The sequence below is a fragment of the Nocardioides sambongensis genome (assembly GCF_006494815.1).
Lineage (GTDB): Bacteria > Actinomycetota > Actinomycetes > Propionibacteriales > Nocardioidaceae > Nocardioides > Nocardioides sambongensis.
Genome location: NZ_CP041091.1, coordinates 808,071 through 831,006 on the forward strand (window position 1 = coordinate 808,071; position 22,936 = coordinate 831,006).

The window sequence follows — 22,936 nt, forward strand, 5'->3', positions numbered from 1 at the left end:
GCCACCCTTCCAGATCGGTCACCTCTTCTGACGGCGGCTACCGCCGTGCCAGTCCTCCTGCTGCCCGATCGTGTCGGTGTCCACGCCGAGCGCGGCGAGCTGGGGGAGCTCACGGAGGCTGCGCTTGAGCTCGGCGAAGCCGGGGAAGCGGGCGAGTCCGGTGACGTGGTCCCAGAGCTCTGCAGCCTGCTCCGGCGAGGGGAGCCGACTGATCACCGGGCCGAAGAAGGCGACTCCCTCGGGCGGCTCGAAGTGGATGATCGGTGTGCCGACATCCTTGCCCGTCAGAGACAGCGCCTCGTCGGTCTCTCGGCGGATCTCGGCGTCCCAGCTCTCGTCGTCGAGGGCGTCGGCCAGTTCGAGCGGCAGTCCGGCGTGGGCCAGGATCGGCTCCACGAACTCGCGGGTGCCTCGTCGCTCGCGCAGGGCCTGCTCGCTGCCCGGGCCGTCCGGGTCGGGCGGGGTGTCGAAGATGGCGGTGCCGAACGCGTGGTGCAGGGGGTCCATGGCCTGACGTCCGTGCTCGGCGCGGGCCCGAGCGGCCACGCGGAGGAGTCGTAGCCCGGCCGTGTGGCCGGCCTCGTACTCGGGTGGGAACTGCGTGTCGTAGTCGACCTCACTGTTGACCTGGCGGAGGGAGATGAACCGCCAGTCGACGGTGAGGTCGCGCTGGTCCTGCACCATCCTCACCCACTTGCTCGTCATCCAGCAGAACGGGCAGACCGGGTCGAAGTAGACGTTGATGTCGGCATCCATGCGACCACCGTAGGTCGCAGGTCCAGTGTCGATCGGCCGTACCCGCGGGTCTGCCGCTGGTCCGACCCGCCGCTTGCGCGCTTCTCGTCGGAGCGCTGGTCGCTCCCCGGCTGACATTCCACGGTCGCACCCACGCCGCAAGCGGTAGCGTTCGCGAATCCGACGTCGAGTCGGTGGTGGACCGGAGGGGTGACGATGACTGCGGAACGCACAGCAGCACGGTCGAACGAGTCTGCGGGCGCGGTGGCTCTCGACCTGGAGGAGATCGAGGATGCATCGGTCGGCGGCAAGGCCTTCGGGCTGGCGCGTCTCGTCGCGATGGGCCTGCCGGTCCCGCCGGCCTTCGTGATTCGTGACGCCGGCGTCGGCGACTATCCGGCTGATCTCGACGACCGCCACCGGGCGTTGGGTGCTCACGCAGTGGCTGTCCGCTCGTCTGCACAAGGCGAGGACGGTGCCGAGGCCTCCTTCGCCGGGCAGTACGAGACGGTGCTGAACGTCTCAGGGGCGGACGAGCTTCGTCGGGCGATCGACCTGTGCGTGGCGTCGGCGTCGACCGAGCGTGCCCGGAGCTACCAGGTCGACGTTCTCGGAGCCGCCGGGGCGCGGATGAACGTCGTTGTACAGCGGATGGTGGACGCGCTGGCGGCGGGCGTGGTCTTCACGGCCGACCCGGTGAGTGCTCGCCGCGACCTGCTGGTGATCGACGCGGTGGCCGGGCTCGGCGAAGCTCTCGTGAGTGGCGAGGCCACCCCGGACTCGTACTCCGTAGGGCTCGACGGAGTGGTCGTGCGCCGGGACCTCGTCGGCGACGCGGCGGTGCTCAGCGACACCCAGATCGCCCAGATCGCGGAGCAGGCCCGCAGGGCCGCCGCCCACGAGGGCCACCCTCTCGACCTGGAGTGGGCCATCGATCGCTCCGGTGCCCTGTACTGGCTGCAGGCGCGTCCCATCACCACTCTGCCGGCCGATCTCAACGAGTTCGACTCCGTGCTGCCGGGGCGTGATGACGTCCTGACCATCAGCAACGTCAGCGAGATGATGCCGGGCGCGGTGTGCCCACTGACGATGTCGTTCACCGGGTGGGGAATCGACTACGGACTGCAGCACATGCAGGTCAGTGTCGGAGCCCGACAGGAGATCGACCCGGTCTGGCAGGTCACGGCCTCGGCGTACGGCCACCTGTTCCTCAACCTGACCGGCAACCTGACGATGGCCGCCGGGACGCTCGGCTCGGACGCCGACCAGACCGCCCAGACCATCTGCGGCCGCGTGGTGCCAGAGCTCGAGGACCCCACCCCGATGCCGTTTCCTCGCCGGCTGTTCAACACCGGCAAGCTGCTGCGCTACTGCTTCAAGGCGCCCAGCGTTGTCGAGGGGTTCGACAAGGAGGTGGCCTCGTTCGTCCTCCAGCCAGGCCCGGACGCGGCGACGACGTGGCGCGACCTCGCAGGAAAGCTGACGTTCTTCGACCGGAGCATGGCTGTCCACATCCAGTCCTCGGCTCTCTCGGGCTTCTACAGCGCCATCGTGGAGAACATGGTCTCGGGGTCGGCCAACGCCAGCACCGTCGCTGAGCAGGCGGAGGCGGTTCGGCTCCTGGCCGGCGCCAGCGGTGTGGAGAGCGCCGTGATGCTCGAGGAGCTCGACGAGCTGATCAACCTCGTCGCCGCCCACCCCGATGCTCACGCCGCCTTCGTCGGTCGAACCCCCGAGCAGGCGCTGGGTTGGTTGCGAACCGAGGAGTCCTTGGCGGCCGGCCTCGATCAGTTCCTGCACCGTCATGGACACCGTGGCTACCGGGAGCTGTGCGTGCGGGACCCATCGTGGGGCGACGACCCGACGCCGTTGGTGCAGAGCATGCAGGCCGCCGTGCACGCGCGACTGCTCACCGGGGGACGCCGTGACATCAGGACCGAGGTCGTCGACACGGCATCGCTGAGCCGGGGCCTGCGCTGGGTCCTCCCCAAGGCCCACAACGCCATTCGGCGCCGCGAGCACACCAAGTCGCTCCTCGTCGACGTCGCCCACCGATTCCAGATCGCCTTCCGGCACCTGGGTGAGCAGCTCGCCAGCGAAGGAATCCTCCCCGACGCCGACCTGGTGTACTTCTTCACCGTCGGGGAGCTCCGTGCCTGCAAGGGTCAACCGGCGCCGGCTGCCGTCGAGCAGGCACTGGCACGGCGCATCGCCCTGGAATATCAGCAGCGTCTGGAGTTCCCCGAGATCTCCGTCGGGCTTCCCCAGCCGCTGGAGCCCCAGGTCCTGGAGGTGGCCGACGGAGTTCTCCACGGCCGGCCGGCTTCTCGGGGCGTCGTCGAGGGTGTCGTGCGCGTCGCCCACACGTTGACGGAGGCCGCCGAGCTGGCTCCCGGCGAGATCCTGGTGACACCGATCACCGACATCGGCTGGACCCCCTACTTCAGCCTGATCGGTGGCTTGGTGACGGACTTGGGCAGTTCGGTCTCCCACGGGGCCGTCATCGCCCGCGAGTACGGGCTCCCGTGTGTCGTCAATGCTCGTCAGGCCACCGTCTTCCTGAAGACGGGCGACAGGGTCAGGCTCGACGGCGACTCCGGCAGCGTGACGTTGCTGAACGCAGCCGTGGACGCCTAGTCGGGGGATGGGAGTCGAGGCCTCCGGTCTGCAAGTGGGCCGCGAGTGAGGTCGCCTGCGACATGACGATGGCCCCGGGGGAGTCCCGGGGCCATCGGCGATCGAATGTGACTAATCCGATCAGTTCACGACTCAGATGTCGTAGTAGTGATCTACGCACCCGTGCTGACCTGCGCAAACGCGGGTTCAGCTGCCGCTGGGGCCTCCGTGGGGCCGCACGTGGCCGAGTTCAGATCGCGACCAGGGCGGTGACTTTGGCCAGGTCGTCGGCGTGCAGGTCGCGCTCGACCTCCAGGTCGTAGTCGGTCTGGATGTTGATCCAGAACCGGTCGTCGACGCCGAGTGCCTTGGACAGGCGCAGTGCGGTGTCGGTGGTGATGGCGCGCTGGCCCCGCACGATCTGACTGATCCGGGTCTGGGGGAGACCGGTGGCCTGGGCGAGGCGGTACTGGCTGATGCCCAGCGGCTCCAGGAACTCGGTCAGCAGGACCTCGCCCGGGGTGATCGGGTCGTGTGCCTTCGACGTCGCCGTCATGATCGGTCTCCTCTCATTGGTCAGTGGTAGTCGGTGATCTCGACGTCGTCTGCGCCGTTGTCGGTCCAGACGAAGCAGATTCGGTATTGATCGTTGATGCGGATGGAGTGCTGACCGGCACGGTCGCCGACCAGCTTCTCCAGACGGTTGCCGGGAGGCACCCGCAGGCTGTTTAGTTCAGAGGCCGCGTTGAGGAGCCGGAGCTTCTTCTGCGCGGCCCGTTGGAGCTCGGGTCCAAAGGCTCGGACATGTTCGCGGTTCCAGACCTTCTCGGTGTCCGTGTTCTTGAAGGACCGGATCACGACACAACCCTAACGTGCCGCGATACTAACGACAAGCGTAAGTATTGGATCGGACCGTCAGATTGCCTCTGGAAGTGGCCCGAGGCCGTCAACGCCGGCCGGAACGCGACAACGGTTGTCTCCAATCTCGGGCAAGACCGTTGTCGAGCGCAGCTCATTCGTCGCCTTCCTCGTCCTCGCCGAGGAAGGCGGTGTCGATCGCACGCCTGGTGCGCTCCGAGCTGCCCTCCATCAGATGCGTGTAGGTCCGCAGGGTGAAGCCCGGGTCGGCGTGACCGAGATACTCGCTGACCGCCTTGATGGTCTCGCCCTCATGTAGCGCCGTGCTGGCGAAGAAGTGGCGCAGCGCGTGGCATCCGTTCTCCCGCAGATCGGGGACACCAGCTCGCTCCAACGCAGGACGCCACAGATAGGTGTTGAAGTAGTTGCGATTCATCGCTCCCTTCTCCCGAGTCGTCAGCAGCAGCGAGACTGTCGTCGGCTTCCCGTCGAGCGTCATCCACGGCCGAGTCACCTCAACGGGCGGATGCGCTGTCATGTAGGCGGTGATTGCATCGGCGACCGCGTCAGGCAGTGGCACCTTGCGGGTCTTGCGGCCCTTGGGCAGACCGAAGACCTGGCGGTTGCTGGAGAAGAGCTTGACCTGACGTCGGACGTGCACCTCGCTGGCGTCGAAGTCGATGTCGTCGGGGGAGAGGCCGAAGATCTCGCCCTGCCGCAACCCGAGGCCGGCGCCGAGCCACACCACGATCTGATAGCGGTCTGGCAACGCGTCACGTACCGCCAAGACCCGCTTGCTCGTCCAGGGGACAAGCTTCCTCGGGTCGGATCGTGGCTTGCGTACCGACGGGGCCTTGCATGGGTTCTTCGGGATGAGCTCGTCGTCGACCGCTGCGGTGAAGACGGTGGACACGTTGGCGAACACCACCTTGCGGTAGGTCGGCGCGAGGTCAGCGAGCGTGCGCAACCAGCTCTGGATGGTCGAGGGTTGGATCTCGGACAAGTAGCGGTCACCCAGAATCGGGAAGGCGTGCAGCCGCAGCCGCAGCCCGACCGCTTCGCGGGTGGTCTCCTCGAAGGTCTGCGCGTCGATCCACTTGCGAGCGTAGGTCTCGAAGGGGATCTTGCCCGCGTCGGGATCGACGTATTGGCCCTTGACCAGGTCCGCGGACACGACGGCGCAGAACCGGTCCGCCTCGACCTTCTTCTGGAAGGTCTTGTTCCGCTCCTTGCCGTCCGGGCCGCGCCAACGGACGCGGTAGGTCTTCAGGAGGGTGCCGTCCGCGGTGCGGCGTTCGCGCCGTTCAACGTGCGCCATGAGTCACCTCTGCGTTGGTGGTGAGCCAGGCGCGCACCTCCGCCGGGTCGTAGCGCAGGAAGCGGCCGACGCGGAACGCGGTCGGACCAGTGCCCTTGTGACGCCACTGGTAGAGCGTGTTGACGGGAACGCCGAGGAAGTCGGCCACGTCCTCGACCGACAAGAGCTTCTCCATGGTGCCTCCTTGGTTGAGATCGCCGGGTGCGTGGTGGCGGGTGGCGGCGGGTTCAGATCGACGGGACATCCGGGCTCGCTCCTCGCGGTGGTGGCCGGTGGTGCAGCGCGGCCTCGAAGTCGAGGCGGTTTCTTGCGGCACCTTTCGGCGGCTTGCGTTGGATAGGTGTGGGCCGCAGGTCGCTGCGCACGATCGCCAGGAGCTCGCCCTGCACCGCCGCGGTGATGGGGACGAACTCCTGACGGCTCGGGTGGACGAGCTCGCCGGCGTCGAGGTCCAGGCGGGGGAGGTTGACGCGGTGGAAGTAGAGACGATGGGCGGCGCCGTACTCCACGAGGTTGCAGACTCGCTCGTCGATGCCCGCGCTGACGCGTTGGAGCCGGCGAACCTGATGGGCGTCGGAGAGACCGGCGTCATCGAGCTTGGCCATGCGCGTGACTGCGACCGCTCCCTGTCCGGCGGCGGCTCCACCGATGCCGAACACGCCGCCGAGGTCACGTGCCCCTCGGACGAGACGGCCGTAGGTCTCCCCGCGCTGCTGCCATCGTTCGGCGAGAACAGGGTCGATCATTGCGAGTCGTCGAGCAGCTTCCCGGGAGATGTTGCGTTGGGAGTCGAGGACGAGGCGCAGGTTCTGGGCGGTGGGGAAGTGGCTGAGGTGGATGAGCAGGTTGTGCTGGGCTTGGAGGACTCCGGTGATGCCAGGCAGGCCCGGGCCCTCGATGAGTGCGGGCGCTGGCCGCCAGCCGCGTCGGTCGACGGTGTAGTCGGGTTCGCCGTATCCGGCCCAGGTTGCACAGGTGGCCGCCGCGCGTCCGAGTCGACCGGGCTCTGTCAGCGATTGCCAGTCGGGGATGTTGGCGTAGCGCCGGTCGAGGCTGACCAGCCCGCGCACGACGTCGGCGGCGTCCTTGATGACCGTCAGGCATTGGGCCTCGGAGAGTCGGCCGTAGCCGACTCCGTGGGCGAAGTCGTGCTCGCCGAGCGCGCAGGCGCGGGCTGCCTGGCGCCAGGATTCGACCAAGTCGAATGGTTGCGGTGTGACCAGCTCGTCGAGGGTGGGTAGGTCCACATCACTGTCGCGGAGGTTGCGTTCAAGGCGGTAGCGCAGCTCCTCGGCCGGGCCGCGGGCGCGGCCGGTGCTTCCGTCGAGACCGATGCGTGGGTTGGCAGCCTGCATGGCTTGGTGGCACCACACGAGTACGCCGTACCGGTAGCGGGCGACCTGCCGGCCGATCACCTCGCGTTCCTCGACCGTGGTCGTCACCGGGACGGTGTGGATGCCGGCGCCGCCGATGCGCTGCTGGATGCGGTGCTGACGCAGCAACTCACCGAGGGCGTCGCGGAGCATGCCACTGGTCTCGCCGTACATCAGGGCGCATCCAGCTCTCGGGCGGCCCACAGCATGTCGAGGACGAGCTCGACAGTCAGGGAGTCGATGCCGTGCCGGCTGAGGTCTTCGATGGCTGACTCGGCGACCTCGAAGAGCACGTCGCGGTCGGTGACCGGGACCGGGCTGATGCCGGGGATGTAGTCGCCGTGGACGAAGTCGATCTGGAGCAACACGCGGTCGTACTCGATCGACGCGTCGGGGGTGAGGGCAGCGTCGGCCAGCGCGGCAACGTAGGAGCGGGCCTGGCCGAGGGTGACCGCGTGGGCGAGGAGCATGGAGGTTCCTTTCGGGTCGCGTGGTCGGCGGCGTGCGTTTCACCGTGAATCGCGAGGCCGGGGACGCGGGTGTCGCGTTGCGGCGGCTGTGGACAACGCGGGAGTTGTCGGTGCTGTGCACCGCTAGGAGGCCGCGCGGACTTGTTCCTCGATGCGTCGCCGGGCGGCGACGTCCTCATGGACGAAGAGGAGGAAGTCGGCGTAGCGGTCGAGAATCTCGACCTCGCCACCGCTGTCCCGTGGGGCTTCGCCGGGCCAGGTCGTCTGCCTCGTGGGCCGGTCCCGGTCGAGTCGGCATCCCGCGGTGGAGACCCATTCACGCAGCCGATTGCGGGCCTCGGCGAAGTCGCGATGCCACCCGATCGGACCCGACGGCGTCCCCTCGGAGTCGTAGGCGTTGAGCCAATGCGTGTGCAGGGCCGATAGTTCCCAGACCAGCTCGTCGTGGCGATGCCAGTACGGCGGCACCACCGTGGGCGGCAGCCCGTAGCTCAACCGCAGCCAGTCGACCCAGGCGTCGAGGTCGGTCCACTCGGCCATCGCCTCGTCAGCTGTCAGCAGGTTCCAGTTGATCGGGCGCAACGGCCGGTCGTCGTCGAAGTCGGCGGACCCGAAGCGGTCGTCGGGATCGCCGTGCTCCGACTCGACGCTGTCCACGCTGTCGTCCAGCTGCGCGTTGTGGCTGGCGTCGACACGGGTCGTCATGACGAGGTCGCGGTCAGATGCCGACGGCGGGTGCTGGCTCGTTGACCACAGTCAACTCGTTCGTCGGTGGCTCGGGCTGCCTGGACGGCGTGCGATCCACGACGTAGCGGGTGCGGGCACAGTCATGGCCGATACGGCGGGCGACGAACTGCTCGCGGATCTCGCTCGGCCCGCCTGGACGCTCCTGCTCGTACTCATGGACGTAGCCCGAGGCGACGACCTGGTCACCCGGCTTGAACCGCGGGTAGGCCCGTTCGGCCGCACGGTCGAACAGCACCAGGTCGCAGTAGACCGGGTCGAGCCTGGTGAACGAACCGTCGACCTCCTTGCGGTGCTGCTCGATGCCGACCCGACAGTAGAACCTCGCGTGCCCCTTGCCGGTGAAGGTGAGCTCCGGCGCGGTCGCAACGAACCCCTGCAGGCTCATCTGAGTGGGAATCGTCATCGCTGACTCCTGACCTCGGGCGGCGCCCGGATGGCAACCGCTCCCAGGAGTCAGGTGTGCTTGTTCGGTTGGGAGCGGCGCCTCGAGTTGCCGCCGGATGGCGGAGCTGCCTACTACCGTTGGTTTCGTAGCTGGTTGACGGATGGCCCACGGCGAGAGGACGGGTTCGGATGGAGGCGACTCTGGAGCCTCGTCTTGTCATGAGGGGCGAGGAAGACGAGCCGTTTGTAGCGGGCGAGTTCTTCGTGGCCGCCTACCAACGCGGCTACCGGTGGGGTCGAGCTGAGGTGCGCCAGCTCCTTGACGACATCAAGGCTCACGCGCGCAACGCCGAGAAGCGCCGGGCACTGCCCACGGACTACTACCTGCAACCCATCGTCGTTCTCAAGCGGGCCGACGGAACTTGGGAGCTGGTCGATGGCCAGCAGCGCCTGACTACCCTGTTCCTGATCACCAAGTACGTTGCGACGAAGTTCTCCGACGCCAAGTTGGACTACTGGCTCACCTATGAGACCCGGGAAGACAGCCGGGACTACCTGGACACGCTCGATCCCGATCGCCGCGACGACAACATCGACTTCCACCACATCGCCCGGGCCTACGAAGCGATTGTTGAGTGGTTCGGCGAACAGCAAAGTGCGGGCCAGGCGGCCATCGACCTCCACTCAGCGCTCTCGAAGTGGGTGCGGGTGATCTGGTACGAAGCGCCCGAGGGTACAGATCCCAACGAGCTCTTCACGCGCCTTAACCGTGACCGAATTCCGCTGACGGACTCCGAGCTCATCAAGGCACTGGTCCTCTCCCACAGCGGCGCGGCCGACGGCAAGATGGGTCGCCAACAGGAGATCGCCGCGCAGTGGGATGCGTTCGAACGGGACCTCCGTGACGAGGAGTTCTGGGCCTTCCTGACCCGCTCGACGACCCGCAAACCGACGCATATCGACTTCCTCTTCGAGAGCATGACTCCCCACGCCGGGATGCGAGAGCGGCCGCGGTACTGGACCTTCGGGAAGGTTCAGGAGGACATCGCGACGAGGGGGCAGCCGAGTTTTGGCGCGACGTGGTTGAGCGTCACGGACTTCTGACCGGCTGGTTTCGCGACCGGGACCTCTATCACCGAATCGGCTACCTCGTCCAAGTCGGCGACTCGATCCAGGACCTCATCGATGCTGCTTGTACCCGGTCCCATTCGTCCTTCCGTAGGGACCTCATCCGTCGCACGCAGCAGCGACTCAACCTCACGAGCGACGACATCTCTAACCTCCGGTACGGCAAGGACAATGCCAAGTGCACCAACGTTCTGCTCCTCATGAACGTGGAGACGGTGCTAACCAGCAAGGACAAGGGCAGCCGGTTCTCGTTCCACGCCTACGTCGACACTTGGTCACTGGAGCACATCCATGCCCAGAACCCAGAAGCGTTCGGCAAGGAGACCGAGCGTCGTGACTGGCTCCGGGCTCACCGGAAGAAGATCCAGGAGACTGACTGGGGCGCGGGCAAGAAGTCTGCAGTCGACGGGCTGCTGGAGCGGATTAACGCCCACCTGGAACTCGCCGAAGGGAAGACGGACGACGCGGGGTTCGAAGAAATCTTCCGCAGCGTTCTCAGCTTGTTCAGTGCCCCCGGCGCTGACCTTGCCGACGGTGATCTGCACGGCCTGGGCAATCTCGCGCTCCTCCAACGAGACCTCAACAGCAAGCTGAACAATGCGGTCTTCGCGCTGAAGCGCGAACAAGTCATCGCCCTCGATGAGGCCGGGGCCTACCTCCTGCCGTGCACCCGCAACGTGTTCCTGAAGTACTACACAGCCAGCGCCGACCAACAACTCTCGCTCTGGGGGCCACAGGACCAGGACGCCTACTACGCCAAGTTGATCGACAAGGTGAAGCCATTCCTGCTTCGTGATGACACTCTCGCCGTGGGGGCTCAAGCGTGAAGGGCTATCGGACAACGTTCCTCGGACTGTTCGACGAGCCGGCGGGGGACCGTCCGCCGATCAGGGAGATCGAGATCCCAGTCATCCAGCGCGACTTCGCCCAGGGTCGTGACGACGAGGAGACGACGGCCCTCCGCGACCGCTTCCTGGACAAGATCGTCCAGGCGGCCACAACGGACAGCAACCTTGGCCTCGACTTCGTCTACGGGGATATCCAGCACGGTGTTTTGCAACCCCTCGACGGCCAGCAGCGCCTCACCACGCTCTTCCTGCTCCATTGGTATGTCGCTTCTCGTGCAGGCACGCTCGACCCGGCGGCGCGATGGCTGTGCTTTTCCTACGCGACCCGACCGACCGCGCGCGACTTCACACGAACTCTCGCCGAGAACGCCTACCCAGGCGGGCCAGCATCTCCGCTGGACTGGATCACCGATCAACCGTGGTACGTGTTCCCGTGGCGGCAGGACCCGACCATCTCCTCGATGCTGGTCATGCTCGACGCGATCCACGACCGGCTCGACCATGACTCGATCGACTTCACCGACGTGTGGGATCGACTCGCCGCACGTCCCGACGAGGAAAGGGACAGCGCGATCTGGTTCCTGTTTCTCCCGGTCGTCGACTTGGACCACGGCGAGGACCTGTACATAAAGATGAACTCGCGCGGCAAGCCGCTGACCACGTTCGAGGTCTTCAAGGCTGACTTCGAGAGCATCATCAAAGCAGTGGATCCAGACCGACACCGACACCTGGTTGACAGCATGGACGGCTCCTGGGCAGACACTCTCTGGGAGTACGAGAAGCGGTCTGACGGGGACTTCAAGACCGACGACGAGTTCGAGCGGTACTTGACCTTCATCATCGAGATCAGCGAATGGCGTGACGGCGCACCGGATCGGAAGTGGCACGACAAGTCAGCGAATCGTCTCTGGCCGATCGAGGAGCGCGCACGACTTGCCTTCGCCGATGCGGGGAACGAGCATGCAGCGCGGAACCGTGACTTCTTCTTCCACGCGTTCGATACCTGGGTCGACACAGACCCGGGCACAGAACTTGGCGCTCTGTTCAGAGCAGGCGGCACCGGTCGTGGTCCGATCCCACTCTTCTCGGCAACTCCCGACCTGTTCGGTGCGTGCATCTCCGGCTACGGGACCGATTTCTCAGTCCAAGAGACCCTGCTCCTGTTCGGGGTACTGCTCAGCCGGCAGGCTGGCGATTCAGTCACGTCAGATGAAGTGGCTCAACGGCTGCGGTCGCTGCGGAATTTGACTGCAGCCTTCCTCGACCGCGACCGGTACATGTCGAGCTACGTAGCCTCCACCGAGAAGCTCGTTCTCGGCGGGTCTCTCGACGACCTCGAAGGCTTCCGCGGTGACTGGGTTTCCGACGAGGCACTCAAGTGGGCGTTCCTAGAGGACCACCCGGGGCTCAAGGACGCCGTTCACCGGCTCGAGGACGACCCGCTGGTCCGCGGCCGCATCATGGTGTTCGACCTCGATGCCGCGGCGATCCGGGCGCGCGCCAATGCCTTCGCCGAGGTCAGTCGAGGTGAGCTCCGTGACATCTTCGGCGCTGCTCTGCTCACCAAGGGTGACTACTCTCGCGACGTCGGTTGGGAGGGTCAGCGCCGCCAACTCGGAAGCTCCCAGAAGGACGATTCGTGGACGGACCTGCTGACAACTGGCTCCCGAAGCAGCCTCGAAAACGTCGGACGGCCCCTCGCTTCACTCCTGGACGACGTCGCTGAACGGCTCACAACGGCGAGCGCACCCAGTGTGAGGGAAGCATTGGACGCGATCCGGTTGCAGTGGCTCGCGGATCGCGAGTCCCGGAGCTTCTATGACTGGCGCTACTACCTCGTGCGCTACGCCGGCGCACGGAGCTCCAAAGGGGACGGCTACTACAACGGGACGTACGACCGGGCCAGGGGAGGCTTTGGCTACCGTCACCTCCGGATACTCCACGGCAGCAGCTACATCGCCTACTTCAGTGATGCACTGCTGCGCGCGTCGTGGGTTGAGGGGCGGCTCACCGACGTCGCGGAGGAGCCAAGTTGGTACCGCGGATACGAGCGAGGGCTCACGCTCAAGAAGTCTCGCCTTGAAATCCGCTGCGAGGAGGATGGCTACCAACTCGTCCCGGACGATGGAGACGGCGAAGCAGTGGAGCAAGCCCGGAAAGCCCTAACTCAGGAGGGCGCGTTCGACCTTGACCTCGACCAGCATCTTCGAGTTCGCATTCGTCAGAAGCCGATCGATGGTCGTCAAGTAGACGCCGAGGACCGGATTCAGCTCTGTGTGCAAGTCGTGAGCGCCTTGGCGACGGCCGGGCTCTGAGGCTCACTGGACGCCGCCCGCATCTGACTACTCACTGCGATCAAGCGCTCGGACGTCGCCCTGCGGACATCCCTGAGATCCCACGCTTGGTCACGAACGTCTATGACGGCCAGCCGTGCAATCCGATCGACCTGCGTTCGCTGGGTGTCGGTGAGTCGCACAGTCGAGTCGATGAACACCCAGTCGAACTGCCCGTCGGTGAATCGCCCGGAGTCTAAGGCGTGGATCACGCTCATTGGGTAGATTGCGGCGACCCTCGGGTGCTTGCGTACCAGCATGTTGAGCATGGCCTGGCTGGAGTCGACTCCGGCATATCGATCCGGGGTCACAAGCCCGAGGTCCAGCACCCGGCCAGTACCGCAGCCGAGGTCGAGGACGTGAGGCGGGTAGCTGCCCCGCGCCGTGGCGAGCATTGCTCCTCGGAACTCGACTTCGCCTTCGCGCGCCGGGTGGTCGACGTCCCAGGTCGTGGCTACTTCGTCGAAGGCCGTCCATTCTCCGCTTGAAGTGGACGGGGCGTTTTGGATGCCGTAGGAAAACTCGGTGGTCGCACGGTTGACCAGTGTGGTGTCGGTGAAGTGGTTGTCCTCGGTCCACCAGCGGTACTTCCCGTTCGGGCTGACCAGATAGATCTTCGTCATCGAGTAGTACTTGCCCGGTTGGCCGAACGTGTGGATCACGCGTGCAGCTCGAACCATGTCCTGATGGGTCACGCCGGGGGTGCGTCCCTCGACGACGTAGTGATGCGGCGCCGTCTCCGCGTAGGTTCTGGCAAACGTCCACTCGCGCGTGGCTGCGAACTCCAGCCACCACTCGAGGTCATGCTCGGTGATCCGGCCCTCCGTCATGTGTCTTCCCCTAGTGACGTGCGTGCGGTCTCAGGGAGTCAGCATGCACGGCACCTCCGACAGAACACGCTGGATCAGCGGCGTCGTAGGGATGCCTCGACGGACGCACGATCAGCACGAAGCGTCGGGGCCTCCCGACGGGCGGTCCAAGGGCGCAGGTCGGTGACCAACGGCGGGGCGCTGCGGAGCAGTACGAGAGCGGTGCCGAAGGGCAGGGTGCGGGTGACCTCTGGCGGCATCACCGGCACTCGGCGTACCGAGCGTTGGAGCGATCGGGAGCCGTAGTCGCCGACGGATACGGTGTCGGTCTTCTCGTCGCGTTCGCCGATCAGGGCGGAGAGATCTTGGAGGTCCTTGGCCGAGGAGGTGCCGCCGAGGATGAGTTTGACGATGCTGGCGTCCCAGATCGCGCCGGCGGCGTGATCGCCCCACTTGTCGCGGGCCTGAGACAGCGACTGGAGCACGGGCATGGTCGTGATCCCCGTTCCGCCACCCTCAGCCATGAGAACGGGTAGAGAGGGGAGAGGCGAGAGGTTGCCGATCTCGTCGAGGGCCAACAGCAAGGGTGGGTCGAGGCGGGCGCCGGGGGAGGCGGCGGCGAGGTGGCGTGCGGTCTCGATGAGGTCTTCGATGAAAGCTGCGACCAGAGACCAGGATGCGCCGGCGCCGGCTCCGGTCGCGAGCAGGTACAGGGTGCCGTTGTTGGTGAGGAAGTCGACGGGGTCGAACTGCTCGCCGACTCCCGGTGAGACAGCGTCGAGCACGCGGGGGTCGGCGAGACACGAGAGCGCGAGGGAGACGCCCATCCAGATGGAATCGCGGGTGCGGGGGTCGGCGTGGATCATCGACTCCAGCGAGTCGGACCAGCCCGGCGCGGCCTTCGGGCTGCTGGACAGGATCGCGACCGCGTCGGCCGCCGCCGACGGGGACAGGGTCCAGCCGAACAGCTCGCGCGGTGACCGCTGGTCGAGGGCGGCGGCGTGTAGCAGCGCCTGGAGCGCGGTGCGGGTCTTGCCTTCCCAGAAGCCTCCGGACTCCACACCGCCGGTCGACAGGCCGGTAGCCGAGGCGAGTCCGGTGGCTCGGATCATGGCGGTGAGTGGGTCTTCGCATCCGCGGACGGGTGACCACCGCAGCCCGGCAGGCAGGCCCTCGGCGAGCCGCTGGGGATCGAACACTGCGACCGGTCCCCGAGCTCGGCGGGCGGTGAGCGTGGCCGCGATGTTGTCCGGCCGGGTGGCAGTTGTGATGACAGCGCCGGGCGCGTCGAGGATCGCGTTGATGACGACGTGCAGGCCCTTGCCAGACCGAGGCGGTCCAAGCACAAGGATCGAGTCCTCGACCGAGGCCCACACGTCGTGTCCTCGTGAGCGGCCGAGCAGGTAGCCGACCTCGGACGGAGCCGGCTTGTCGAGCGACGGTCGGAGAGTCCGACCGCGAGCGAGCAGCGCCTTGCGCGATGCCACAGCGCGGACGTCGCGCCCGGTCGCGACGCTGGCAAGGTGGCGCGGATCATGGGACGACGCGTGCCTCATCGAGCCAATGCGACGCCACACCACTACCGCGAGGGCAAGGACTGTGGTGAGAAAGACGGCCAGAGCCAGCCAGTAGACCCAAGCCGCGAGGCCATCCGAGCCGAGTGCGGAACCCGGGTTGGTGGGATCGGCGAGGACGCGGAATCCCGCTTCCCATCCACCGGTCGGCTGCGCGACCCCGGATATCCAGGCAGCCGCTGACCCTGCGAGGCGCAGGACGGCGGCGAGGACACCGACGGCCGCGATCAGGATGAGCCCGAGGTTCATCAGGTCGTCGTCGACGCCCTGGCCGCGTGGGTTCACGCGGCGCCGCCGCTGACCATGACGGTGCCGGACTTCTTGCCCATCAACACCACGAGTCCGGGGTGGGCTTCGAGGAGCGCCGGGGGTAGGCGGAGTCGGGCTGTGCCGTCGGTGTTGGCGACCTGATGCGCGACAACGACGGCGACGGCGATCTCTTCATTGGGCAGGAACCCGTCGCCTGCCACCTCGCCGACCGACGAAGTGGCCTTACGTGCAGGCGCGACCACCTGCACTTGCGGGCGTCCGGGCGTCACGATGTCGGTGAAGCTCGACTGGTCGGCCTCTCGGACCTCGACGCGCACCGGCTTATCGAGGTCGGCGGCAATGTCATCGACCACACGCTTGAGATCGGTGCGGGTCAGGGACCGGTCTGCGGAGTAGGGCTCACGGTCCAGTGTCACGGTCAGGTAGCCGTGGTCATCGACATCGACCTCCACCAGTGGCATCACGACCGGGACTCGGAAGGTCTGCCGGTCGTCGCGGCGGTACGGCGCGGCGGCGTTGATCAAGCTCATATCCCGATCGTCTCCACCTGCCGCTGAGCGACCCTCTGCTCAGGAGCTGAGCGGCGGCCAGCGGAGAGAGCCGCCCGGTCGAGTCCGGGCGGGTTTCCGTCACCGACCTGCGGGGTGTCGAGCTGCTCGAGGATCGAGACCGCCGCCCCGCGAACACGCTCGGCCGTGGACTGCACGACCTCGATCGGTGTCTTACCGGGGACGCTCGATGCCCACGACGCGACGTACGGGATCGTGTAGTCGTCGGTGGCCAGAGCGTGCGCCGCGCCGACCATCAGTGCGACAGCCTCGGCCTCGACCTCGGCGTTCCCGCGATGCATGGACGCGTCGGCGTTGTCGGGGCCGTGGAGCATGACGTGCCCCAGTTCGTGCGCGAGCGTCTTGACCTGGGCGGCGTCGTCCATGTCCATACGTACCGAGACCTCGCGGGTCAGGTAGTCGGTCAGTCCGTTGGCGCCACCTATCGCTCTCGCATCCGAGACCAGTCGCAGCTCGAAGCCGCGGGCAGTGATCTGATCGGCCAGTCCATCCCACAGGCCCTCGGGAGCCTGGCCTTGCAGCAGCGTCGGCCGAGGCGGCTCGGGGATCGGTTCGCCGTCGGTCTGGGAGACGTCCCAGACGTGAGCGGGCTTGAGGCCGACCAGCTTCGACCGGACTGCCTCCCCGGGGCTCGGCTTCTCGCCTCGGGCCAGACGCCTCCACGACTCGGGCTCTGCAGGGGTTCGGGTGGCGAACCGTGCCGTGACGGGTGCGAGGATCTCGTAGCCGGACTGTCCCTTCATCACCGCGCGGTTGAGACTTTGCCACTGGCGGAAGCCGGCGACGTAGGTTGGCATCGGGTCGGGCACCCGACCTTCTTGGAAGGCGGCGTAGTGCTGGACGGCGATCAGCATCGTGTTCCCGAAGCTGCGTCCGCGGAACTTTGCCGCGAACATCAGCGCACGCTTCCAGTCCTCGCCGCTCACGAGCGCACCGACGGAATCGGTGAGTTTCTGCTGGAGCGCTTCGAGCTTTTCCTCGCGAGCGGCGAGGTCTCGCGTTCGGACTCTCATCGATTGCCCTCCCTTCTCGGAGGGCAGGTGTCCCGGCGTTGTCGCAGGTGATGGATTCGGCCGCACGTGTCGGAGGCCGATGCCATCATGAACTCGTGCCCCTGCCGCCAACCGTCGACGAAGCGATCCGGTTAGTTCGTCGCCAGCACGGCACTATCTCCGTGAGCGGGCTAGCCGACGCGGTGATAGCACGCGGCTGGAATGTTGACCGCGCTGAACTAATCGCGCGGATCCGAGAGATCTTTCCGCCCCGCGATTCAGCTCAGCCCCCCGTACCGATGCCGGGTCAGTCGACCGCGCCGTCCAAGAACTCGACTGGAAAGGCGCGTCGAGCCACCCCGGGGCTGAAGGGCAAGAAGAAGCGCCCAAAGTCGAAGTCAACCCAGGACTACTGTCCGAAGTGCCACGCCTTCGTGGTGATGACCCGATTCGAGGGCGTCACCACGATCGCGAAACACCTCACGAAGAAGGGCGAACGGTGCCTGATGAGCGAGAGGTCCTACAAGCCCAAGCCGAAAGTGAGGCGGGACGCGATGGAGTTCCGTGCACCAGGCAGTTTCGGCACGGGCAAGCGGCGCTGATTGGGATCAGGCCGGGTTCATCCGGCCCGTTGTGTCGAAAAGTTCCAGCTCGGCAGGGTGGAGCTGATGCTGGACAACGAACGACCTGTGCTTGACCCGCCACAGGCCCTGTCCGGTGCCGAGCGTCGGGAGAAGCGACTGTTCTGTGCCGGTTAGCCCAAGCGCAGCAGCCGTCGTGCCGAGCTGGTCGGACTCTTGCCGGTAGACCACCCGGGTCTCCGCATTCGCTAGCAACGACGAGGCGAGCGCGCGCATGGCAGAGCCCTGGTCACCGACGTTGTCGAGGTCGGAGAGCTTGTGGAAGATCAGCATGTTCGCGATCCCGTAGTGCCGGGCCAGCCGCCAGTGCGCGTCCATGCGCCGCAGTAGCGCCGGATGGGACATCAGCCGCCACGCTTCGTCGTACACGACCCACCGTTGTCCGCCGTCGGGGTCGAGGAGTGCCGATTCCATCCACGCCGACGCGCAGGTCATCAACACAGAGATGAGCGTCGCGTTCTCGGTCACCCTGGACAAGTCAAGGGAGATCATCGGCAACGTCGGATCGAAGCGGACCGTGCTGGGGCCGTCGAAGAGCCCGGCGAGGTCGCCGGCGACGAGGCGGCGCAACGCGTGACCAGCCAGGCGGCCGTCCTCGGCCAGTCGACCATCCGTATCCGTCGCGCCATCGGGTGCGAGCAGCCGGTCGACCACCATTGGAAGCACCGGTACGTCGGTCGAGCGGACCGTGTCCGCGAGGGCGACGTCGATGGCCGTGTGCTCCAACGGCGTAAGCCGGCGGTCGAGGACCGTCTCGGCCAGCGCACCGACAAGGTCGCGGCGGCGGCAGGTGACCTGCGCAGCCCACTGGATGTCATCGAGCCCGGCGGGCCGGTGGCCCTCGTCGAGCGGGTTGAGTCGGTTCGGCATCCCGTGCCCGAGTGCGATGGCTCTGCCGCCGACGGCTTCGGCGACGGCGGTGTGTTCGCCCTTGGGATCGCCAGGAACGTAGACACGGCGGCCGAACGGGATCGAGCGGGTGTAGAGGCTCTTCGCCAACGCCGACTTGCCGGCCCCGACGATCCCCGCGAGGACCAGGTTGGGCGCGGTGATCAGTCCGCGGGCGTAGAGCACCCATGGGTCGTAGACGAAGGAGCTGCCTGAGTACAGGTCCTGCCCGACGAACACCCCGTCACTGCCGAGGCCGCCCTCAGCGAGGAACGGGTACGCGCCGGCCAACGTGGCGGACGTGTCCTGATGACGGGGCAACCGAAGCCGGCCCGGCGTACGCAGGGCGGCGGCACCATGCTCGCCAGCCTTGGGCAACACGACGGTCGCGCGGCGCTCGGCCGCCAGTTCGTCGGACTTCGCCTTCTCGAGCGTTCTGCGCGAGTCGCGGTCCTCAGCGAGCCGCGACTTCGCTGCCGCCTTCCGCGCGCGCCGGTCACTCCGGCGCTCACGACGAGGCGACACGAGTACCGCACTGTGCAGACGGCTCTCGTCGGAGTCCTTCATAGCGACAGCCCACGGTCGACCGCGGAGCCGTGCACCTGTGGCGCTGGGAACTCGCGGTCGTAGGTGAGCATCGCCTCCGCCTCGTGCGCGTTCCCGATGACGACGCCGACCTGCCGGAGCATCTCGCCAGCTCGGTGGAGGTCCCATGAGACTCGATAGGCGGCCGAGCGAGCCTTCGGCGAGCCAGTCGGCGCCCACTGCGCATCGCGGTGACGTCCATCGTGGTACTGCGCAATCTGATGGAGCGACTGACTCAGCGACGCGACGGCCGAGGTGAGCGAGCCAAGGACCGAGTAGATCTCGCGCGGGTCATCGATTGAGCGTGTCGCGTGCGCAAACGCGCGAAGCGCGGTCTGTACTTCGTCGGCGTCAGCCGCCGGGTTCTCGAACGTCGGCATCAGGCTCTCCTCGTAAGGGATGGGTCACGAAGTAGGTGAGCCCGATGCGCCGCGGCGAAGGTCAACGTGGAGGGCGGCCTGAGCGGGTTTCGCCACATCTGTCGGACGGTTCTGCAAGTCTTCAGGTGATCGGCGGATTGCAGTCTTGCCGACAGGTCGAAGGAAGGCGATGGGGCGTGATCGGCGGGCGGCAGGCGAACTCGTGGTCCCCGTCGTTCTGGGCGCGGCATCTCGGCCGCGCGCCCTACTGGACGATCGGAGTCGTTGACCAGCACATCAGCGTCATGACGCCCACGGGACTCTCGACCGTGCACGTCGCGGAACATCAGAAGCTGACCTTCGAAACCGGATCAATCTGGGCACGGATGTCAGCACCCGAACTCGGCATTCATACTCCACTCCCGGGCCTTTCGAAGCGAGCCCTGTCGGAGTACCAGTTGTGCGTTGCAAGCCAGGTCAAGGAGTACGAGGAAGCGCTCGACCTGCAGCCGGTTCTGGACGCGCTGCTCGGTTGGTGGACCGGATATCACGCCGCGGCTGGCGAGAGCTGGGCCAGCCGGCATTGGCTCCCGGAAGAGTTCATTGTCGAGTGGGAGTCTCAGCTCGCCCGAGTGCGCGCGAGGTACCCGCTCAGCGCGGCCCAACGCCGCCTATTGGAGGGTCGCGCCGACCTGGCGCAGCGACCGGCATTGCAGACCCTCGACGGAGCTTGGTCCGTCCGAGCCCAGGTCGCAGCGCAGAACGACGCACTCGTGGACGTCGAGCTGATCGACGAACGAGCCTTCTTCGATCGGATCGAGAAGACGCCCCTGACCGAGGAGCAGGCTCGGGCAGTGATCTGCTTCGACAATCGAGTGCAACTCATCGCATCCGCCGGCTCAGGCAAGACGTCCACGATGGTTGCGAAGGCCGGATGGACAATCCGAAAGGGCCTTGCGAACGCTGACGAGATTCTGTTGCTCGCCTTCAACAAGTCAGCAGGTGCAGAGCTTGGCGACCGATGCGAGCAGCGGCTAGCGAACGCCAACATCTCGACTGACGGCCTGCGCGCAACGACCTTCCACGCCTTCGGCCTGAAGGTCATCGGAGAAGCAACCGGAGCGAAGCCTCGGCTTGCAGCGGGCTTGGATACGGACAACGGAGTTCCACTGCTCGCAGACGTCGTACGCGCGCTGAGACGTTCGTCTGCAGAGTTCGCGGCCAGTTGGTCGCTGTTTCAGAACGTGCTCGGCGTACCGATGACGGGCGACGCGGAACCTGAACCTGATGCCTGGGATCCACAGAAGCGGCGGAGCGGATACAGAGACCTCAACCTTGAAGTGATGAAGAGCGCCGGCGAGCGCGCGATCGCGAACTGGCTCATCAAGTCGGGCGTTGAGTTCGACTACGAGCGTCCATACGAAGTCAACGTTGCTGACGCGCAGCACTCGCAATACCGGCCCGACTTCTTCTATCCCGCCGCTGGCGTCTATCACGAGCACTGGGCGCTGGTGTCGGGCCAACCCGAGCCACCGGGCTTCGAGGGCTACCTCCAGTCCAGTGCTTGGAAGAAGGGCCTGCACGCCGCCAATGGCACGGTGTTGATCGAGACTGCAGCACGAGACCTCGCCAACGGCAGCCTGTTCGAAAGCCTCGAGCGACAACTGCGTGCAAGCGGGATTGAACCGGACTTCGACCCCGACCGAGCGGTCCCTGGTACGCCGCTTCTGACCGACCGGGAAATGTGCAGCCTCTTCCGAACTTTCTTGGCGCATGCGAAGAGCAACCGGCTCGGCGACAGCGATCTTCGTGCCCGGGTGGCAAAGGGACGCAACGGAGCACCCGACCTCCGCGAGACACTGTTCCTTAACCTCTTCGACGAAGTCCGTCGCGAGTGGGACCGCCGCCTGCAGGAAGCCAACGAGGTCGACTTCGAGGACATGCTGAACCGCGCCACGGACCTCGTCGAAGCCGGCAGGTGGACGTCACCGTATCGGGTTGTCCTCGTCGACGAGTTCCAAGACGCCAGCCACTCGCGCGCGCGACTAGTGCAGGCGCTGGTTAGTCGGCCGGGTCACTTCCTGTTTGCAGTGGGAGATGACTGGCAATCGATCTACCGATTCGCGGGCTCAGACATCTCGGCCATGACGCGTTTTGAAGCCACCTTCGGTCGCGGGCACGTCTTGCGTCTTGAACGAACCTTCCGCAATTCCCAGCAGCTCAGCACCTTGGCGGGCGACTTTGTCATGAAGAACCCCAGCCAGTTGAAGAAGCGGGTGCGCTCGGAGCAGTCCTTGACAGCACCTTTGACGCTTGCGCTCGTCGACAGCGATGCAGGGGTCACGAGCGCAATCGACGAACGGCTACGCGAGCTCGCAGCCGTCGCGGCGGACGGATCGCCCAAGACAGTCAAGGTCCTCGGACGCTATCGGTACGAACAGGAGCTCCTGCCACGCACGCGCTATCCAGGCATCGACGTTTCGTTCCAGACCGTGCACTCTTCGAAGGGTCTCGAAGCAGATCACGTCATCATCCCCGGACTGAGCCGAGGCGCGTTTCCCAGCATCAAAGAAGATGACCCGTTGTTGCGACTCGCGCTCCCAGAAGGCGACGAGTTTCCCCACGCCGAGGAGCGGCGACTCTTCTATGTCGCGCTCACGCGGGCGCGAGAGACGGTCCTCCTCATCGCCAGGAACGGGCGCGAGTCTGAGTTCGTCACCGAACTGCTGGGCGACGGCGTTGTCACGTTGCTCCGCGACGTTCCGTCCGGCCAGGCGCCCGATCCCTGCCCAGTCTGCGGCAAGGGGCTCATGGTCTTGCGGCAGGGCAAGTACGGACCGTTCCTGGCCTGCAACCGATTCCCTGCATGCACGTCGAAGCGGCGGATCGCATCGTGAACGTGAGCGTCGCAAAGTCGAAAAGGAACTCAGGAGATGTCTATGTCCAAGCGTGAGGACCGCGAGCGGGCGCAAATGACGTCGATGCTGCCCGATGAGGGCGTGGTCGCCGCAGAGATCTTTGCCGCGGCGTCGAATCTCGGCGACACCGGCGATGAAATCACTCCGGAACTCGCGACGCTCGCCAGCCAAGTCGCTGGCGCGGAGGCAGCAGGTCGCTGGCTCAAGGCAGGACACTCGATGGACGACTGCGGCATGGTCCGTCGCTTCTATGAGTACGTCGGACAGCACGTCGCCAGCGATGTCGGGCCAGGCGGCCGTCTCCACGGCACCACGATCGCCGATGACGACGACGACTCGACGAGTCGGCCGACGGACAGCCCAGACACCTTTGCCAGGGGCATCCGCTACGAGCCCGCACTGGACTCAGACCCGACAGCCCTGATTGGCACCGCGGGGGATTCTTCGAAGGAGGTTGGGACGCGTTCCGGAGTTCGCGATCCACCACGAAGGCCGAGGGGACATGGGTCCTGAATCACTAC

22 protein-coding genes are annotated in these 22,936 nt (G+C 66.3%); 7 read left to right on the plus strand and 15 right to left on the minus strand.

The genetic code is table 11. The features are described from left to right. Positions 1–18 precede the first annotated feature (18 nt). Positions 19–756, minus strand: coding sequence for a DsbA family protein (locus FIV43_RS03725; protein WP_141013042.1), 738 nt, complete (start codon positions 754–756; stop codon positions 19–21). Positions 757–951: 195 nt separating this feature from the next. Between FIV43_RS03725 and FIV43_RS03730 the strand changes: the two genes are divergently transcribed. Next, positions 952–3,372, plus strand: coding sequence for a PEP/pyruvate-binding domain-containing protein (locus FIV43_RS03730; protein WP_141013043.1), 2,421 nt, complete (start codon positions 952–954; stop codon positions 3,370–3,372). Between the two features lie 229 nt (positions 3,373–3,601). On the opposite strand, the gene FIV43_RS03735 is transcribed toward FIV43_RS03730, so the two are convergent. The 8 genes from FIV43_RS03735 to FIV43_RS03770 form a co-directional block, all read right to left on the minus strand. Further along, complete coding sequence (locus tag FIV43_RS03735) at positions 3,602–3,907, minus strand: HigA family addiction module antitoxin (protein ID WP_141013044.1); 306 nt, start codon at positions 3,905–3,907, stop codon at positions 3,602–3,604. 20 nt (positions 3,908–3,927) lie between these two features. After that, the gene (locus FIV43_RS03740; protein WP_141013045.1) at positions 3,928–4,209 is read right to left on the minus strand and encodes a type II toxin-antitoxin system RelE/ParE family toxin; all 282 of its coding nucleotides are present in this window, start codon (positions 4,207–4,209) and stop codon (positions 3,928–3,930) included. A gap of 154 nt (positions 4,210–4,363) precedes the next feature. Beyond that, positions 4,364–5,383, minus strand: coding sequence for a tyrosine-type recombinase/integrase (locus FIV43_RS03745; RefSeq protein ID WP_231123671.1), 1,020 nt, complete (start codon positions 5,381–5,383; stop codon positions 4,364–4,366). A gap of 130 nt (positions 5,384–5,513) precedes the next feature. Further along, the gene (locus tag FIV43_RS03750; RefSeq protein ID WP_141013047.1) at positions 5,514–5,702 is read right to left on the minus strand and encodes a helix-turn-helix transcriptional regulator; all 189 of its coding nucleotides are present in this window, start codon (positions 5,700–5,702) and stop codon (positions 5,514–5,516) included. Positions 5,703–5,754: 52 nt separating this feature from the next. Next, positions 5,755–7,074 (minus strand): hypothetical protein, encoded by a 1,320-nt coding sequence (locus tag FIV43_RS03755; protein ID WP_141013048.1) that lies wholly within the window; start codon positions 7,072–7,074, stop codon positions 5,755–5,757. After that, on the minus strand, positions 7,074–7,370 hold the full coding sequence (locus tag FIV43_RS03760) for a hypothetical protein (RefSeq protein ID WP_141013049.1): 297 nt from the start codon (positions 7,368–7,370) through the stop codon (positions 7,074–7,076). The genes FIV43_RS03755 and FIV43_RS03760 overlap by 1 nt, the downstream gene beginning before the upstream one ends. Before the next feature lie 123 nt (positions 7,371–7,493). Then, positions 7,494–8,075 (minus strand): hypothetical protein, encoded by a 582-nt coding sequence (locus FIV43_RS03765; protein WP_141013050.1) that lies wholly within the window; start codon positions 8,073–8,075, stop codon positions 7,494–7,496. 13 nt (positions 8,076–8,088) lie between these two features. Then, positions 8,089–8,520 carry a single-stranded DNA-binding protein gene (locus FIV43_RS03770; protein ID WP_141013051.1) on the minus strand — a complete coding sequence of 144 codons (432 nt, stop codon included), beginning with the start codon at positions 8,518–8,520 and terminating at the stop codon, positions 8,089–8,091. A gap of 170 nt (positions 8,521–8,690) precedes the next feature. Here FIV43_RS03770 and FIV43_RS03775 point away from each other — a divergent pair, with 170 nt between their 5' ends. The 3 genes from FIV43_RS03775 to FIV43_RS03785 are packed head-to-tail and all read left to right on the plus strand — an operon-like array spanning position 8,691 to position 12,792. Then, positions 8,691–9,605, plus strand: coding sequence for a DUF262 domain-containing protein (locus tag FIV43_RS03775; RefSeq protein WP_141013052.1), 915 nt, complete (start codon positions 8,691–8,693; stop codon positions 9,603–9,605). Continuing rightward, complete coding sequence (locus tag FIV43_RS03780; RefSeq protein WP_141013053.1) at positions 9,581–10,456, plus strand: HNH endonuclease family protein; 876 nt, start codon at positions 9,581–9,583, stop codon at positions 10,454–10,456. The genes FIV43_RS03775 and FIV43_RS03780 overlap by 25 nt, the downstream gene beginning before the upstream one ends. Continuing rightward, the gene (locus tag FIV43_RS03785; protein ID WP_141013054.1) at positions 10,453–12,792 is read left to right on the plus strand and encodes a DUF262 domain-containing protein; all 2,340 of its coding nucleotides are present in this window, start codon (positions 10,453–10,455) and stop codon (positions 12,790–12,792) included. The genes FIV43_RS03780 and FIV43_RS03785 overlap by 4 nt, the downstream gene beginning before the upstream one ends. Here FIV43_RS03785 and FIV43_RS03790 read toward each other — a convergent pair. The 4 genes from FIV43_RS03790 to FIV43_RS03805 all read right to left on the minus strand — a co-directional run bounded on the left by FIV43_RS03790 (position 12,744) and on the right by FIV43_RS03805 (position 17,111). Then, positions 12,744–13,640, minus strand: a complete 897-nt coding sequence (locus FIV43_RS03790; protein ID WP_141013055.1) for a class I SAM-dependent methyltransferase — start codon at positions 13,638–13,640, stop codon at positions 12,744–12,746. The two genes, FIV43_RS03785 and FIV43_RS03790, sit on opposite strands and share 49 nt — an antisense overlap. A 74-nt stretch (positions 13,641–13,714) precedes the next feature. Then, positions 13,715–15,442 (minus strand): TraM recognition domain-containing protein, encoded by a 1,728-nt coding sequence (locus tag FIV43_RS03795; protein WP_141013056.1) that lies wholly within the window; start codon positions 15,440–15,442, stop codon positions 13,715–13,717. A gap of 32 nt (positions 15,443–15,474) precedes the next feature. Further along, positions 15,475–15,993, minus strand: coding sequence for a hypothetical protein (locus tag FIV43_RS03800; RefSeq protein ID WP_141013057.1), 519 nt, complete (start codon positions 15,991–15,993; stop codon positions 15,475–15,477). Next, entirely contained in the window at positions 15,990–17,111 is a 1,122-nt protein-coding gene (locus tag FIV43_RS03805; protein WP_196780969.1) for an ArdC-like ssDNA-binding domain-containing protein, read from the minus strand. Before FIV43_RS03805 ends, FIV43_RS03800 begins: the two co-directional genes overlap by 4 nt. Positions 17,112–17,140: 29 nt before the next feature. On the opposite strand from FIV43_RS03805, the gene FIV43_RS03810 reads away from it, so the two are divergent. Then, complete coding sequence (locus FIV43_RS03810) at positions 17,141–17,626, plus strand: hypothetical protein (RefSeq protein WP_141013058.1); 486 nt, start codon at positions 17,141–17,143, stop codon at positions 17,624–17,626. 6 nt (positions 17,627–17,632) lie between these two features. Here the strand turns inward: FIV43_RS03810 and FIV43_RS03815 are convergent, their stop codons facing one another. Together FIV43_RS03815 and FIV43_RS03820 are read right to left on the minus strand one after the other, a co-directional pair. Beyond that, positions 17,633–19,120, minus strand: a complete 1,488-nt coding sequence (locus FIV43_RS03815) for an ATP-binding protein (RefSeq protein ID WP_141013059.1) — start codon at positions 19,118–19,120, stop codon at positions 17,633–17,635. Continuing rightward, a complete protein-coding gene (locus FIV43_RS03820) occupies positions 19,117–19,518 on the minus strand; it encodes a hypothetical protein (RefSeq protein WP_141013060.1) in 402 nt (133 codons plus the stop codon). Before FIV43_RS03820 ends, FIV43_RS03815 begins: the two co-directional genes overlap by 4 nt. Positions 19,519–19,562: 44 nt before the next feature. Between FIV43_RS03820 and FIV43_RS03825 the strand changes: the two genes are divergently transcribed. After that, positions 19,563–22,394, plus strand: a complete 2,832-nt coding sequence (locus tag FIV43_RS03825) for a UvrD-helicase domain-containing protein (protein WP_141013061.1) — start codon at positions 19,563–19,565, stop codon at positions 22,392–22,394. A 42-nt stretch (positions 22,395–22,436) separates the two neighbouring features. After that, entirely contained in the window at positions 22,437–22,928 is a 492-nt protein-coding gene (locus FIV43_RS03830) for a hypothetical protein (protein WP_141013062.1), read from the plus strand. The last annotated feature ends 8 nt before the right edge of the window (positions 22,929–22,936 follow it).

Bases quoted from the DNA above. Each gene is read 5' to 3' on its own strand.
- FIV43_RS03815 (WP_141013059.1), bottom strand. From the start codon at position 19,120: ATGAAGGACTCCGACGAGAGCCGTCTGCACAGTGCGGTACTCGTGTCG.
- FIV43_RS03790 (WP_141013055.1), bottom strand. From the start codon at position 13,640: ATGACGGAGGGCCGGATCACCGAGCATGACCTCGAGTGGTGGCTGGAG.
- FIV43_RS03735 (WP_141013044.1), bottom strand. From the start codon at position 3,907: ATGACGGCGACGTCGAAGGCACACGACCCGATCACCCCGGGCGAGGTC.
- FIV43_RS03770 (WP_141013051.1), bottom strand. From the start codon at position 8,520: ATGACGATTCCCACTCAGATGAGCCTGCAGGGGTTCGTTGCGACCGCG.
- FIV43_RS03750 (WP_141013047.1), bottom strand. From the start codon at position 5,702: ATGGAGAAGCTCTTGTCGGTCGAGGACGTGGCCGACTTCCTCGGCGTT.
- FIV43_RS03820 (WP_141013060.1), bottom strand. From the start codon at position 19,518: ATGCCGACGTTCGAGAACCCGGCGGCTGACGCCGACGAAGTACAGACC.
- FIV43_RS03765 (WP_141013050.1), bottom strand. From the start codon at position 8,075: ATGACGACCCGTGTCGACGCCAGCCACAACGCGCAGCTGGACGACAGC.
- FIV43_RS03755 (WP_141013048.1), bottom strand. From the start codon at position 7,074: ATGTACGGCGAGACCAGTGGCATGCTCCGCGACGCCCTCGGTGAGTTG.
- FIV43_RS03825 (WP_141013061.1), top strand. From the start codon at position 19,563: ATGCGCCGCGGCGAAGGTCAACGTGGAGGGCGGCCTGAGCGGGTTTCG.
- FIV43_RS03730 (WP_141013043.1), top strand. From the start codon at position 952: ATGACTGCGGAACGCACAGCAGCACGGTCGAACGAGTCTGCGGGCGCG.
- FIV43_RS03800 (WP_141013057.1), bottom strand. From the start codon at position 15,993: ATGAGCTTGATCAACGCCGCCGCGCCGTACCGCCGCGACGACCGGCAG.
- FIV43_RS03725 (WP_141013042.1), bottom strand. From the start codon at position 756: ATGGATGCCGACATCAACGTCTACTTCGACCCGGTCTGCCCGTTCTGC.
- FIV43_RS03830 (WP_141013062.1), top strand. From the start codon at position 22,437: ATGTCCAAGCGTGAGGACCGCGAGCGGGCGCAAATGACGTCGATGCTG.
- FIV43_RS03795 (WP_141013056.1), bottom strand. From the start codon at position 15,442: ATGAACCTCGGGCTCATCCTGATCGCGGCCGTCGGTGTCCTCGCCGCC.
- FIV43_RS03760 (WP_141013049.1), bottom strand. From the start codon at position 7,370: ATGCTCCTCGCCCACGCGGTCACCCTCGGCCAGGCCCGCTCCTACGTT.
- FIV43_RS03775 (WP_141013052.1), top strand. From the start codon at position 8,691: ATGGAGGCGACTCTGGAGCCTCGTCTTGTCATGAGGGGCGAGGAAGAC.